The 14,774-nt window shown below is 35.6% G+C and carries 12 protein-coding genes and 1 pseudogene; 6 read left to right on the top strand and 7 right to left on the bottom strand.

Annotation, left to right across the window (positions count from 1 at the left end; all coding sequences use genetic code 11):
- The first annotated feature begins 97 nt into the window (after positions 1-97).
- Positions 98-448, top strand: coding sequence for a hypothetical protein (locus AC5WOE_RS14665; RefSeq protein WP_496050843.1), 351 nt, complete (start codon positions 98-100; stop codon positions 446-448).
- Positions 449-532: 84 nt separating this feature from the next.
- On the opposite strand, the gene AC5WOE_RS14660 is transcribed toward AC5WOE_RS14665, so the two are convergent.
- Both AC5WOE_RS14660 and AC5WOE_RS14655 read right to left on the bottom strand, forming a co-directional pair.
- Complete coding sequence (locus AC5WOE_RS14660) at positions 533-2,344, bottom strand: ATP-dependent nuclease (protein WP_496052890.1); 1,812 nt, start codon at positions 2,342-2,344, stop codon at positions 533-535.
- Between the two features lie 885 nt (positions 2,345-3,229).
- On the bottom strand, positions 3,230-4,936 hold the full coding sequence (locus AC5WOE_RS14655) for a DUF262 domain-containing protein (protein WP_496052889.1): 1,707 nt from the start codon (positions 4,934-4,936) through the stop codon (positions 3,230-3,232).
- Between the two features lie 386 nt (positions 4,937-5,322).
- Here AC5WOE_RS14655 and AC5WOE_RS14650 point away from each other — a divergent pair.
- Positions 5,323-5,592, top strand: a pseudogene (locus tag AC5WOE_RS14650) (DUF444 family protein); the annotation flags it as partial.
- A gap of 121 nt (positions 5,593-5,713) precedes the next feature.
- Here the strand turns inward: AC5WOE_RS14650 and AC5WOE_RS14645 are convergent.
- Genes AC5WOE_RS14645 through AC5WOE_RS14630 form a run of 4 tightly spaced genes read right to left on the bottom strand, consistent with a single transcriptional unit; the run spans position 5,714 to position 9,115 of the window.
- Positions 5,714-7,150, bottom strand: coding sequence for a glycoside hydrolase family 1 protein (locus AC5WOE_RS14645; protein ID WP_496052888.1), 1,437 nt, complete (start codon positions 7,148-7,150; stop codon positions 5,714-5,716).
- A complete protein-coding gene (locus AC5WOE_RS14640; RefSeq protein ID WP_496050847.1) occupies positions 7,143-7,505 on the bottom strand; it encodes a PTS sugar transporter subunit IIA in 363 nt (120 codons plus the stop codon). Before AC5WOE_RS14640 ends, AC5WOE_RS14645 begins: the two co-directional genes overlap by 8 nt.
- 34 nt (positions 7,506-7,539) lie before the next feature.
- A complete protein-coding gene (locus AC5WOE_RS14635; RefSeq protein ID WP_496052887.1) occupies positions 7,540-8,778 on the bottom strand; it encodes a PTS sugar transporter subunit IIC in 1,239 nt (412 codons plus the stop codon).
- A 28-nt stretch (positions 8,779-8,806) separates the two neighbouring features.
- A complete protein-coding gene (locus AC5WOE_RS14630; RefSeq protein ID WP_496052886.1) occupies positions 8,807-9,115 on the bottom strand; it encodes a PTS sugar transporter subunit IIB in 309 nt (102 codons plus the stop codon).
- Between the two features lie 191 nt (positions 9,116-9,306).
- On the opposite strand from AC5WOE_RS14630, the gene AC5WOE_RS14625 reads away from it, so the two are divergent.
- From AC5WOE_RS14625 to AC5WOE_RS14610, 4 genes are all read left to right on the top strand, one after another.
- Positions 9,307-11,208 (top strand): BglG family transcription antiterminator, encoded by a 1,902-nt coding sequence (locus AC5WOE_RS14625; protein ID WP_496052885.1) that lies wholly within the window; start codon positions 9,307-9,309, stop codon positions 11,206-11,208.
- Between the two features lie 558 nt (positions 11,209-11,766).
- Positions 11,767-12,600, top strand: a complete 834-nt coding sequence (locus AC5WOE_RS14620) for an AraC family ligand binding domain-containing protein (protein ID WP_496052884.1) — start codon at positions 11,767-11,769, stop codon at positions 12,598-12,600.
- Positions 12,593-13,015, top strand: a complete 423-nt coding sequence (locus AC5WOE_RS14615; protein ID WP_496052883.1) for a DUF2000 domain-containing protein — start codon at positions 12,593-12,595, stop codon at positions 13,013-13,015. The genes AC5WOE_RS14620 and AC5WOE_RS14615 overlap by 8 nt, the downstream gene beginning before the upstream one ends.
- Before the next feature lie 97 nt (positions 13,016-13,112).
- Complete coding sequence (locus tag AC5WOE_RS14610; RefSeq protein ID WP_496052882.1) at positions 13,113-13,733, top strand: LysE family translocator; 621 nt, start codon at positions 13,113-13,115, stop codon at positions 13,731-13,733.
- A 195-nt stretch (positions 13,734-13,928) separates the two neighbouring features.
- Here the strand turns inward: AC5WOE_RS14610 and AC5WOE_RS14605 are convergent, their stop codons facing one another.
- Entirely contained in the window at positions 13,929-14,756 is an 828-nt protein-coding gene (locus AC5WOE_RS14605) for an alpha/beta fold hydrolase (RefSeq protein ID WP_496052881.1), read from the bottom strand.
- Positions 14,757-14,774: the final 18 nt, after the last annotated feature.

Here is a 14,774-nt window from a genome sequence, read left to right as displayed (position 1 = left end):
TGACAGCTGAACGAAATGTGTTCATTGATCCCAATGCAACCACAAATGGCTTCATTTAGAGAAAATATGAAGAATTGATGGGTGAGGGGTGGTAACTGTGGAAAGAAAGGAAGCACAACAAATAGGAAAATTATTAGCGGAATATTTCGTTTATTCTTGTGGTGAAGGGGAACACTACATTGCCCTGATCGACCGGCTGCGCGCTGCCAATACCCGATCCAGCATCATCGAAGTGATCTATGTCCTGATTTGTTATGGAACTGCACATCTCAAATTCGAATTAGAAGACTTACAGGAACCAAAGTTAAAGCATTTATACCCATTTATCCAAACAAAAAGCAGGGAAGAGGTCACCCATTTTCACTCTTCCCTTAGTATGCATATCTGGAAGTATGAGGTGGAGAAGATACGGGAGCAGGATCGTTATTTGTTGGAGTTATTGAGTTGATGTATATGAGAACTGTTCCTGTGGTTTTCTTTACGGGTGTAATTATTCTGCTAAATATACAAGTAGTGGATTTATTTAGAGGAACTATCCCATAATTAATTCACTCTTTTTAGACTCTTTTTCACTTATAGAATTTAATCCAAAAGCAGTAAGGATAACTTCACTCCATTTTTTGGGGATATCTTCCCAACAATTCCATTTTGAAGTCACTTTATGAACCTGAAAAGGCTTGTTAGAACTGAGTGGCTCATAACCCAAACATTGTTCCAGACACTCTTCTAATAAGGAGATTGAATCAGGATTGTCAACTGCTTTCAATATAAAATCGTTGAAACTTTCAGCCTTTACCTTTCTTTTATCTTTGTCTCTGTCATGTATGACGTAAAATGATATATCTAAGGCTTTTAAATATTTGACAAGAGGGATGATTGTTGCTTTTCCTCGTGCATTCACCACTTGAATTTTGGATAATACATACTTTTTTTGTTCTTCAGGGAGATGTTTGATCGTATTTTTAATGGCGATAATTTCCGAATCTCCTTCAACAATTACACAGTGCTCTGCAAAAAACACTTGAGATAGTTCGTTATCAAATGTCTTAATCATTTTGAGATGTTCTTTCTCATCACTCTGTAGAATTTCAGTTGCTTCTGACAACCCGTAATTGATTGCAAAACTGTATCCGTTATCATTTAAATTAAGTCTGGTCAAACTTTGCCAATCTTTAGACAAGTCGACCATCCATGGTGAATGGGTTGTACAAATAATCTGGTCAGATCTACCTAGGGAATAAAGAGTATCTTTTAACAAGTTTGCTGCTGCAGGATGTAAATAAATTTCAGGTTCTTCAAATGCAATAAGAAGAGGCCTTGTTTTAAATTCTTTATTTATTTGAGAGTGATATCGTAACATAGAAAAGATACCAGTTCGAATTAGTCCTGTTCCTTGTCGAGATGCATTCGTTTCTACATTCGAGAACATTTCCACTTTGTATTGTGGTTTCAGCACAGAAGCTAGGTCTTGAAGCGACGGTTGTATAGTTATCCCACATTCTGGGAAAACACTGCTGATCACATCATTAACATTGTTACAGATCTCATCTATCATAGATCCGTTTATACCAGGTGACATCTCTTTTTGTAGTTCATATAGTTTCAATTGTATTTCAGAAGCTAATTTACTACGTTTTAGTAAATCTCCAAATAGAAGATTCAAACATTCCCCTAGTTTTGACTTGGCTCCTTCCGCTTTACCAATATCATCCGCATTTGCAAATGATGGAATATGAACTAAGCGTGGTAACTTTGAAACGATAATACTTGGAAGACCTCCAGGATTTTCAACTTCTCTAAAGTCAGAATCTAAATCCCATTCAATCGCATCCTCAATACATAATTCCCATTCATTTGGTAATTTGTCATTTTTAGGTCTTTTCATATTCAGCAATTCTTTTAGTTTCTCTAGTACGTATCCTTTGTCAATAAGATGTTGCCAAGTAGTTACTTCTTTAAATTCATCAGTTCGTTTATGTGTATATTTTTTAGTAAATATTTGGGTCTTCACTTTGTTATCAGAATCGTTAATGGAAAAGCGTTTTATATAAGAAAAACATCCATCTACGACTCTTCCTTTGAAACCTTTACTATTTGCTGTGTCTCTAGGTATATCGGAAAAATAGCCACGTATCTCAATTATATTAGATCTTTTTCCTTCGGATAATATCCTGAAATCTTCTATACATAGATCTTCTTTGTTGGACAGTAGTAATTCGATTGCTCTGATAACTGTTGTTTTACCGACATTATTAGGACCAATAATAAACGACGCTGGACTAAACTGAATATCTGCATATTCGATTTTTCTCAAATTTTCGATTTCAATTCTTGTTAATCTCATGATCAACACTCTCCTATATTTTTGTTCGTACTGATTAAATTGGGACTGTGCTCTATATTATTAAAATTAAGAATAGTGTGTAAAGTAATTAGTATATCTAAAATTTGAATTTTCCAAACTGAATACTATATTTTTCAAGCGATATTCTATGTTTTCCTCTCTTTTTCAGAAACCATAATGAAGGTTGTTGTTGTAAAGGCAATAAATTCATTCATGTAACAGTAAAGAAGAACTGTCCTCTGTAACACTTGTAAGTATGGAATCTCCCAGACAAAAAAGCCAACGCTCAGATGAAGTTGAAGCTACTCGTTGCGGGAAATAGAGTGCAGGTAGTCAGGAAAAGAAGTAGAGGAACAATAGTAATGGTGTTTTGTTGTGAATTTTATTATTGGATTACAGAAAATAAAAAAACACCTGCTACCATTGAGTTGCAAGCGGTTTGACAGCGTGATCATCTATATGGTAAACCCGGATAATCAGATCCTTGGAACGTGAATGTCCGAGGTTTTTGACCTTCCTCCTTTTTTAGAGAAGAAGAAATCCAATGTTTGCTGTCTGGGATCTACTCCTCTTTCACGTTGAGGCCGGGGGTCAGAGGCTGGATTCCATTGAAAATAGAAAGTGAATCAGTCAAACGACGGAGGCATTCTGTATCCTAGATATACACAAATAAGTGTGGCTTTTTTCTATGCTCGTTATCTGTAGTGGGCGTCATTTAAAAAAATAGTTTGTTGTTTCTCATATGTACAATAATCGAATAAAAGAAAACTGCATGGTTGGAGTCCTGTTTTTGTTAGAATCCCATTTATGCAGCACAAAGTTAATTATTAGTTTAGTAAAGTGTTACAGATTTACCCAATAAAATTTTTGATTTTCTAATCCAATCTAACTCTTGTTTTTCATGTAATTTATTAATTTATCGATAATACTCAATTCTCTACCTACCACATCATCCAATGCAAACTCATTATAATACTTGATGCTTAGTTCTTTTGTATCAATCACTTGCGAAGTGGAATAATGTTCTTTCTTTCTAGCGTAAAAATAGTTACTTGCTTTTACGTTTAGGCGTTTCTCAAATAATGTTTTATTTCCGAGACGTTCAACATACGTTTGAACTTCTTTCCATGGTTTATCAAATAAAGTAGAATTTTTACCATTTCGAGGTATGATATGTTCGATTTCCAGATTGTTTTCTAAAATCTCTTGTTGTTTAGGATTTAAGATAGCAAGTATGTACAGAATTGTTGTAGTAATCCGCTTATTTTTAGATTTAGTATCGTTGGTTAGTTGTTTTATCTGTTCTCTGATAAATGGCTCTTCATGATCTTGCCATGAAATGCTGTACATCTGAGGTAAGTCATTTACAATTTCAATTGATTTTGCGATGGTCAAAGCATTAATTTTACCACTGGTTTCTTTTGTGAAAATTAATCTAAGTATGGATTGTACCCATGACAGAATGAATTTTCTAAGTTTATGAATGTCTAGATTCTCTCTGTAATGCAAATAGTACACAATAATTGGTGCAACATAATTGTCATTCAAAGCAGTTTTTGCGTTCATAATTAATCTTATATGGCTTTTTATAAAGTAATCCTCAAATGGCGAATACACATTGCTACTCTTATCTTGAATGAATGCAAAAATATCAGCAATTTGGATTAGATTTTGTAATGTATTATTTTGGATGAACTCATCGATACTGTGACGTTTAAAATATCCTTTTAATGCACCACCATATTTTTTCGCGTCGCGATGTCCTGCTTTTGCCATCAAATACGTGTTGTATATGGAAAAAATTAACTCAGGCGAGATGTTTCCATCTTCACAAGTTTCAATAAACACTCCCCAATCTTTGACAAATTCATTTCTGTCTTCATTTGAATTTAATCGTTCATACAGTTCTGCTTTCACAATATCAAGTTCACTTAAGGGAAGTCCTCTTGAATTCAAAGTGGAGAAAATCCGGAGTGACAGTTCAAAAGTATTACATTCAATGGGTAAAATGATGCATTTTTTGAGTAAGAATTCAACGAAGTCTGCAATATAACTAGCATTGGTACTTGTATATTGATCTAGAAAATCATTGAACCGCCTGAAGTTCTCGAAATATCTACTCTGATTATTCTCATATTCTTCTTCGGTGTAATTTCTTCTGAGGATTCTCTCCAAAATGGTATTGTCTTCTTGAATGAGCTCTGATGCTATTACGATGGGCGATTTCTTTTCGTCAATATCACCTGATAATCCCTTTGCTTTAAAAATAGTTGGCAAAACATTATCATATAGTGTAGATTTTGGGTTTAAGTGATTTAATATAGCACGTATAAACAATAGAAGAGTAATGGTTCTTTGTTGACCATCAATGATGTCAGCAAAACTTCTATTTTGGTATGTAACAATGGAGCCTAAAAAATATTCTGTTTCTGGGGCATCTTCAAAAGACTGTTTCACATCTTCCCATAGTTGATCAATTTCATTGATTTCCCAAGCATAAGGTCGTTGATATGGGGGTATTCGATAGATTTTTTCTCCTGTTTCTTTAAAATAGTGGTAGATAGTTGTCTTATTAACCATTAATTCTGCCATTCTGTCACCTGCTTTATTTGTCAAAGAATCAAAATTTTCAATTCCTATTTTATCATGAACTATTTTTTATTCGAATGAGAAATTCTTTTTTTATTTAGATTGAAATAGAATCATCAGTCTAAAAGGTTTATATTGAATGGTTAACAAATAAAATCTGAGACACTTGATTTAATACCGTATTGAAAGGCACTTTCTGTGTATAGATTGACAAACAAGATAGATATGATTCTACTTTAATTATTGGAGTTGAAGAATATAAAATACGAAAGATATAAGAGATGGAATTTTTATAGGAATGAAGAGATTAACCAAAAAGGTAATTTAGTGTGCGGGGGAGTGGATCATTATCTAGTATTCAATGCGACAAGAGAACCGTCCCGTTGAATACTGGCCGTTACAACATTTATCCCTTTCACTTTTCCGATGGGGACAATTTGACCTCTGACAACGAAAGATGCGTGGGTTTAGTCAAAGCTTTGATGGAGAGAAGTAACATGTTTGGCTATGGTGAAGTAAACCAATACAACCGCCACAGCACACTAATGACGGCCTATCGTAATTTGGTAGATCCAAAATTTATGCACTTTGTAATTCGAGAAAAAAGCCAAGTGTACCATGCATTGAAGCATTTCTTTCAGGAGAAAGAAGTGGTGTAAAAGAAGATCGCCTTCTCAATTGAGGAGGCGATTTTTTAATAAAAAGTTTCCACCAACCGTAGTTTGTGGGAACATAATAAAAGTAAAAATTTTTATACACAGTTGCTTTTCTCTTACATTTTCACTTTAAGTCTTTACCGTTCGATTCAATGACTTTTTTATACCAGTGATAGCTGTCTTTTAGTATTCGTTTCTTGCTGCCATTACCATAATCATCTTGATCTACATAGATAAATCCGTAGCGTTTGGACATTTCAGATGATGAACAGCTGATAATATCAATTGGTCCCCAAGCATAGTAGCCACGTAGGTCAACACCGTCTTTGATTGCTTCTTTCATTTGTTCAATGTGTGCGCGGTAGTAATCAATCCGGTAAGAGTCGTGAATTTCGTCATTTTCTAATTTGTCATAGTATCCAACACCGTTTTCCGTGATGTAAATTGGACATTGATAGCGGTCATAGAATAGGTTAAGAAACGTTCTTAACCCAACAGGATCAATAGACCAGCCCCAAGGGTTTGCATCCAACTGTGGATTGCGGTAAGTTTCATTCCCATTTGCAAAACTTTCAGTATCACAAATACGAGTATAGTAGTATGAGAATGACATGAAGTCAGCAGTGTTTCTCAATGCTTCTTCATCACCTCCGCCAAATTCTACGTCGATGCCAATATCGGCAAAGTATCTGAATGCGTAACCAGGATAGTACCCGCGCAATAATACATCGGAAAAGAAGTATTCCATTTGATTATGACGAACGGTAGCGAATACATCTTCCGGTTTTGGAGTCGCTGGATAAGCTGGTCCACCGCATAACATCATTCCGATTTGTAGATCAGGATAGTTTTCATGTGCGTATTTTGTTGCATACCCACAAGCAACCATTTCATTGTGGACGCCTTGATATTTTGCTTCTTGAAGGTTATCGACCTTATCTTCGGCAATTCCTAAATGGTTAAAGGATTCATGAACGATTAAGTTAATTTGGTTAATAATAATCCAATATTTCACTTTTTCGTGGTAACGGTCAAACAGGACTTTACAGAAACGAGTGAAGAATTCAATTAATTCACGAGAATACCAGCCCTTGTATGCGGTTGTTAAATATAAAGGCATTTCATAGTGTGAAATGGTAATCATCGGCACCATGCCGTTTTTGATGATTTCATCAAATAAGTCATCGTAGAATTGTAAACCTTCCTCATTTGGTTCTAATTCATCGCCGTTAGGAAAAATGCGTGCCCATGAAACGGATGTTCTAAATGTTTTTAAACCCATTTCTGCTAATAATTTCAAATCTTGTTTGTACGTATGATAGAAGTCAGTTCCCCAACGTTTCGGGAACACACGATCTTTGCTGTTTAAGGCATCTTTAATGTATTGCGTGTTAATTTCCCAGTTTGACTTTTTCTCAATCGGAATATCGTCACGGAATTCATTAATATCTGCTACACTTAATCCTTTTCCGTTCAAGTCATACGCGCCTTCTGCCTGGTTGGCGGCTATAGCGCCGCCCCATAGAAATTCTTTAGGAAAACCTGCGGGTACTTTACTCATGTTCATTCACCTTTTCTATCTTTTCTAATTTTGCTAAACGAGCATCATACGCTTCAAAAATCTTAATCATTCGTTTGGCGATGTTAATTTCACTATAAATGGTCATTAATGTATCTTGGGCATGGGCAAAGAGCACAGAGTATTTACCATCTTCACCTTGTGTTTCCGCTGAAATAGCATTTGTTTGAATACGATGGGCTTTGACGATTTCGACATTCGCACGTTCCATTTCTTCTTTCGCGTTTTCAAAATTACTATTCTCAATTGCTTTTAATGCATTCATGCAATGGGTGCGTGCATCGCCGGCATGGAGAATAATTTGCATGGCATTCTGAGCTGTTTTTTCATCAATCATTTTTAAAATCTCCTCAAAATCATTATTTCGCTTCTCATGAAGTGGTTGTACTTTCTTTTACTTCGTTTTCCATTTCTTGTTTTTCATACACTTTAAAAAATGGATACCAAATGAGAGATGCTACTGTCACACAGATAAGCATTAAAATTATCCCGCTTACAGCGCCTGTTGTAATCCAAGTTGAAATAGGGAACGGAACATACCATAAATCAAAGACAATTTTTGGGATAGGTGCAAAAGGAATGATTTTTGTTCCAGTCCAAATGATGATTGGCAATATAATGGAGATAATCCACATTGGTAACATCATAATTGGGTTCCATGCGATTGCCCCAAAGACAATTGGTTCATTAATGTTAAAAATACCAGGGGTAATACTAGCTCGTCCTAACGCTTTAAGTTTCGCATTTTTAGAGAAAGCCATCATTAAAACGAGCGGCAATGTTGTACCGATACCACCGACGAAAAGATAAGCTGAGAAGATTGTTTCAGAAGTAACTAGATAGTGTGCCCCAGCAGTAGCATTAGCGGTAATAGCAGCTAAATAAACCGGCTTTGTTACTGGAGTCAGCACCCAAGAAGAAATACCCAATGTGTATAAGAAACAGATAATAAAGCTCATAAGCGGGAATCCCCATGGTGATTCCATAATGTTTCCAAGTGGTTTAAAAAGTCTTAAAATCGTGTTGTATAAATCAAAGCCAGCGATATCCACTACTAACCAAGTGGCCACAATTACAACAGCAATCGGCAGCATAGCATCAAACCAGGCCCGGACAAAGTCAGGAATGACAGACTCTTCCTTAAAGAAAGAAAACTTCCCAAATAGACCCATGATGTATCCGGTTATTACACCTGCAACAATCGCTACAAACATACCCCCTGCGCCCAATGACTCATGGCTAAAGCCGATCGCTTTATCAGCGATGACTTGTGGAGTAATAATGATTAAAAACGTTATAAGACCTGTACATCCAGCGATAAAACGTTGTTTACGCAACCGTTTCTTTTCCATTAAGTTGAATGGAATTAAGAATGAAATGAATAGGGACAGCAGACCCATTGTCCAACCAAATAATGTCCAGAAATTAGGGTAGTTTTTAATATGGAGCACATCACCAGGGATGGTTAACAAACAAAATACAGAACCTAATAAAATAAAGGGAAGCAATTGCATGATGGAGTCTTTTAGCGTTGTAATCCATACATTACTGTTAATTTTCATCATTTTTGGTGAGAAATCATTTTCTAACCATCTCATCATTTTTTGCATTTTATTATACACCTCGACTAATCAGGTTTTAGAATTCCTTTAATAAATCTTCTAAAGCTGCATCACCGTCAAGAGTAGAATAGTAGGAAGGTTTCATAAGAATAACTTTTACGTCAGCATTGCCTATATATTCTTCGATATCTTCTAAAATATAGGCTAAGTGAGGGCCTACCATTAGGGCATCGATTTGATCAATATAGTTTTCAATTTCTGCTTCACCACGGGCTTTGACATCAATATCAAGTTTACGTTTTGCTGCTGCTTTGCGAATATTTGATGCCATAAAACCTGAGCTTGCCCCAGATCCACAAACTAATAATATGTTTAATTTTTTCATATGAATCACCTCAGCTTTTTTTACTTTTTTGATAGCGCTATCATTTATTACATCTCTACAATAAAATGAATCTCGACATCTCTCAAATATTCGTTTACACTAAGGTGGTGCAAAAAGATATTTTTGTAGTGCAAATATATGTATTTCATGGTGAAAATCCATATTTTAAAAAGAAATAGGGCTGAAAACCAATGAATTTAAAATACAGAAATATTCTTCGTCATCTAAGTACTCAAAATGGCTGGACTTCTTCAGCTCAGCTTGCCAGTGCATTAGGTATTTCAAAAAGAAGTGTGAAAACATATATTGCTGACATTAACTCATTGGAAAATGATTTAGTCATTTCTTCAAAAAAGGGTTATCAAGTTGACCTAGAAAAATTAAACCCATTTTTAACATCCATGAATAACACGATTCCACAAACACCAAAAGAACGTGTTGAATATATTTTAAAGTCTTTGGTTAATACAGACCGCGAGCTTAATATTTACGATTTAAGTGATGAATTATACATCAGTGAAGTCACCTTAAAAGGTGATTTACGTAAAGTCAAAAAACGTTTAGCAGACCATGATTTGGAACTAAGAATTTCCAGCGACACGATTCAAATTGTCGGGAATGAAAAAAATAAACGGAAATTAATGAGTTCTATTCTTTATAGTGAAACAAACGATAATTTCTTAGATATTGATAAGCTAAAAGCCTCTTTTGAGGGTTTTGATGTTGATTATATCCGTAATGTTATTTCGGAAGTCTTCTCAACTTATCATTATTTTACAAATGATTATTCGCAGATCAATGTCATACTGCATATCGCTATTGCCATTGATCGTATGAAAAATGGCTTTATTTTTTCGAAACAAGTGGATGGGGATGCGAATCAGGAAAAAGAATACAAAATTGCCAAGGAGATTGCCAAAAAACTTGAAGGGCACTTTGGTGTTGAGTATTCAGAAGGGGAAATACGCGATCTTGCTCTCCTTATTTCCAGTAGTGGAACCAGCATCAACTTCATGCACCTGCAGCTTTCCGAACTGCAGGACGTGGCAGGATTGCGATGTTTAAATCTAGTAGGGAAAATCCTTGATGACTTGCAAAGTAATTATTATTTATTGATTGAGGACGCAGAATTTTTGGTACGTTTCACCCTTCATATTAAAAATCTGCTTATGCGTTTGGAGAATAATTTTTCTAGCAAAAATCCGTTGACTTCTTCCATTAAGCTAAATTGTCCGTCCATTTATGATTGTGCCGTTCATGTTTCGTATACTATTAAGGAAGAAACAGGATACACGATGAATGATGATGAGATTGCCTATATTGCCTTTCATTTAGGTTATGCCTTAGAAATGCAAAAGCAGGCAGATTCAAAAATTACTTGTTCTATCCTTTTTCCTTTTTACTATAATTACAATGTGCAGCTGTCAGAAAAGTTAACGAAACAGTTTGGTGAAGATCTTCTTATTCAGCATATCGTAACAAATGAAAGCGATTTAAATGTACTAAATAGCGATTTAGTTATATCTACAGTGCAGCTTAATTCAGTGCCGAAAGCACCGTTTGTTTTAATTAATCCTTTTTTTACGAGTGCTGACAAAAACAAAGTGGCTTATAAAATTAGTGAACTAAAAGAAACGAAAAGGAAAGACTCCTTCAAGAGAAATATTGAGGCGATTACAGATGAAGATCTTTTTGAAATAGCTGATGCAACAGGAACGAAAGAGAAAACTCTGACCATGATGTGTAAAATTATGGAACAAAAGGGGTTTGTTGATTCTAATTTTCTTTCAAACGTAAAAGAACGTGAAGCTATGTCTTCAACCGCATATGGACGAATAGCTATTCCTCATGCTATCAAAATGAATGCGAAAAGGACCGGAATGTTTGCTTTAATCAATAACAAGGGCATAGAGTGGAATGATTTAACCGTTAACTTAGTCCTGCTTTTAGCTGTCAGTGCAGACGATAGGGGAATATTCCACGATGTATTTGATTCACTGGCAACCATTTTGACTGAGGATAGAAATGTTTCTCAAATTGTGACCGCAGTAAATTATCAGAGCTTTGTTGATTTACTTGTTTCATGTTACTAATTAGATTTAATGACAGATTGCAATATAAGCAGGGGAGTAGCTGCCGCCATGTGCTAGTCTCAAAATTATGCATTACATCATTCGAGAAAAGAGTCAAGTGTACCATACGTTAAAGCATTTCTTTAAGAGCAAAAAGAAGTGGTGTAAAAGAACTCGCCTCCAATAATTTGGAGGCGAGTTCTATATAATGAGATCGTTATAGTCACGAGAAAACCGTTGGATGACAGATGTCAACCATCAAGTCTCTAAGGCACTCGTGGAGCAAATGGGGAAAAATAGTTTGATCGTGCTGGAAGAATGAGAAGGCATTCGATCTGCAACCGAGAAGGTTCGTAAGATTCATTATATAGTTTCATTTCCCCTCAGTAGTCAGTTGCTGGTTCTACCCTTAAAGATAGAGTTTCTTGTTGATATACTTCAATAGACTGGAGCATGCCTGCATCTTCATTTTATTTTTCAAGACAACCAGCTAATGTCTCAAGCGCAATATCATACAAGAAAAGTTTTAAAGTAAATGATACATTTAGAAAAGTTATTACAGTATAGGAGGCTGGCTTGATGTTAAATGAAATCCGAACAGTTTATCTTGATTCTGATTTAAACATCGAAGCCTATCGATTTAAGGGGATCATGCAAAAGTTTCCTGCCCACTTTCATGAATATTATGTGATCGGTTTTATTGAAAAAGGGAAGCGTTATTTGGTTTGTAAAGGTGAAGAATACATTATTAATCCAGGAGATTTATTATTGTTCAACCCCTATGATACTCACAGTTGTGAACAAATAGACGGCAAAACATTAGATTATCGCTGCATCAATGTGAATCCAGAAGTCATGAAAAATGCAATATCGGAAATTAATAGTAATAAAAATCTTCCCTGCTTTAAGCAAAATGTTTTATATAATAGCGAGATTGTATCTAATTTAAAAGAGTTACATTTAAAAATTTCGCAGGGTGAGAATGACCTTAAAAAGGAAGAGTTATTTCTGTATTTATTGGAAGAGCTCATTCAGATGCATTCTGACCTTACGATCCTTCCGACAGCTTCTGAGACCTCTCACGAAATCAAAACTATATGTAGCTATTTGGAAGAAAATTATACAAAATCAATTACGCTTAATGAATTAAGTAACTTAACGGGATGGAGTAAGTATCACTTACTAAGATCCTTTACAAAACAAAAGGGTATCACTCCTTTCAGCTATCTAGAAACCATCCGAGTAAATCATGCAAAAAAACTTTTGGAACAAGGTGTAAAGCCCATAGAGGTAGTGTATTTAACAGGATTTAGTGATCAAAGTCATTTGACTAAGTTTTTTAAAAGACTGGTTGGGTTAACGCCAAAACAATATATGAGAATTTTTGAAAGTGAAGGAGAACCTAATGAGTAATTTTGAAACAAAATGTGTACTTGTTATTGATGAAAATTTACCTTTAGGATTGATTACCAATACAGCAGCAATCTTGGGTATAACTGTTGGAAAGTATGTTCCCGAGATGGTAGGCCGCAGTGTAACAGACCTTTCAGGGATCGAACATTTGGGAATAGTGAAAACACCAGTTCCAATCTTAAAAGGGAGTACTCACATTCTTCATGAGCTAAGAGATAGGACGATGACAGAAGCGTTTGCTGATCTCATTGTCGTAGGTTTTTCAGATACCGCACAAAGCTGTAAAACATACGAAGAGTACACAGCGAAACTACAGAAAATATCCAAAAACGATTATCGTTATTTTGGGATGGGAATCTATGGCGATAAGAAAAAAGTAAATCGATTAACGGGAGGTTTATCTCTGCTCAGGTAGACAGAAACGAGATTATAGTTTATGTGTGTTGTTACATAAGAGAAGGCAACTTGTAACTGCCGATTTGGACCAATAGATATAAAAAAGGAGGAGTATAATGGATCATTTGCTTGCATATATCTTAATGGCTCTTATGATGTCTATGTTACCTGGTACAGATACAGCACTTATTATTAAAAATACGCTCAACCATGGAGCAAAAGCTGGATGCTATACGATACTTGGGATAGCAACAGGTTTAACTTGCTGGACGATTATTGCTGTTCTCGGTCTGTCAGTTGTCGTTGCTCAGTCAGTAGTTCTTTTCAATGTAATCAAGTATTTGGGAGCGACGTACTTGTTTTATTTAGGTGTGAGGGCATTTTTTTCTAAAAGTACAATTTCATTAGAAGCTGTTCAAGGTGTGGACAAGTCAACACAACATCATTATTATAGAGAATCCTATTTGCAAGGAGCACTCAGTAATATCCTTAATCCTAAGACTGTTTTAGTCTATATAACTTTTATACCTCCATTCATTGATCTGAATGAAAATATAAATCAACAACTTATTGGATTGGGCTTAATTCTTACCATAATAGCAGTGGGATGGTTTTTAATCTTGATTTATCTTCTAGATCATGTGAAAAAGTGGTTGAAAAAACCTAAAATTCAAAAAGTATTTCAAAAATCTATTGGGGTAATGTTAATAGCATTTGGAGTAGAAACTTGTATTTGAATATGTAGACAAAGAATCGCCTCCAATTTTTTTGAGGCGATCCTTTTTCATTTAACATTGTTTGTTTGCTATACTTATATATCCACAAATAGACGAAGGTTAGCATAATGGATCAAATAGTGCAATTTGATGATATGATCTATAAATTTCCATCTGATCAAGAAGTCAGTCTCTAGAAGTATTAAATAATTTCCTTTATTTCGAGAGTAAGAATTCCAGTACTGTGCTCTGGAAATCGGAAGGGCGCTCTACATTTGATAAGTGGACTACAGGTAAAATGACTAGTTTTGAATTAGGTACTGTCGAATCAATCAATTCGCTGTGGCTGGGGAGAGTGACCGTATCATATTGCCCTGCGATCACCAATGTCGGACTATTAATAAGGGAGATCGTTCGACGCAAATCCATGTCACGAACTGCACACCAACATCCAGCAAGACCTTGTGGGTTGGTTGCGAGTACCATGCCACGAAACTTCGACACAATGTCATTCTCCGTCTCAAGCATACGTGATGGAAACCAATTTTTCATAAACATGTCAGCAAATTTGAAGAGCTCCTTGGCTTTCAAAGCAGATGCGATTAAATCTTCCCATTGATCGGCTGGTCCCAAGTATGAGGAAGTGTTGCACAGAATTAGCCGTTCGATTCTATCAGAATGATGGATTCCTAGCCATTGCCCAACCATTCCTCCTAATGAAAGCCCGCAAAAATGTACACGACTTATATGTAACGAGTCGAGTAACTCGATTACATCCCGTCCCAACCGGTCAAGTGAATAAGCACCAACTGAGGCCTCAGAGGCACCATGACCACGGAAGTCATATCGTAGGACGCGGAAATGTTTTGACAAACTCTGGATTTGTCCGTCCCACATATTCATTGTAGTTGCAATTGAATTTGCAAGGACCAACACAGGTTTGTTGGATTGACCATCAAATCGATAAGCAATGCGGCACCCATCACCAGTTGTAAAGAAGTTTAGTCTGTCATGTAGTATAGGTTCGTTTACTTTTGTTTTCATATTATTTTCTCCTTTTAT

Source organism: Shimazuella sp. NTD248 (assembly GCF_059510395.1).
This window is presented reverse-complemented; position numbering and strand designations above follow the sequence as displayed.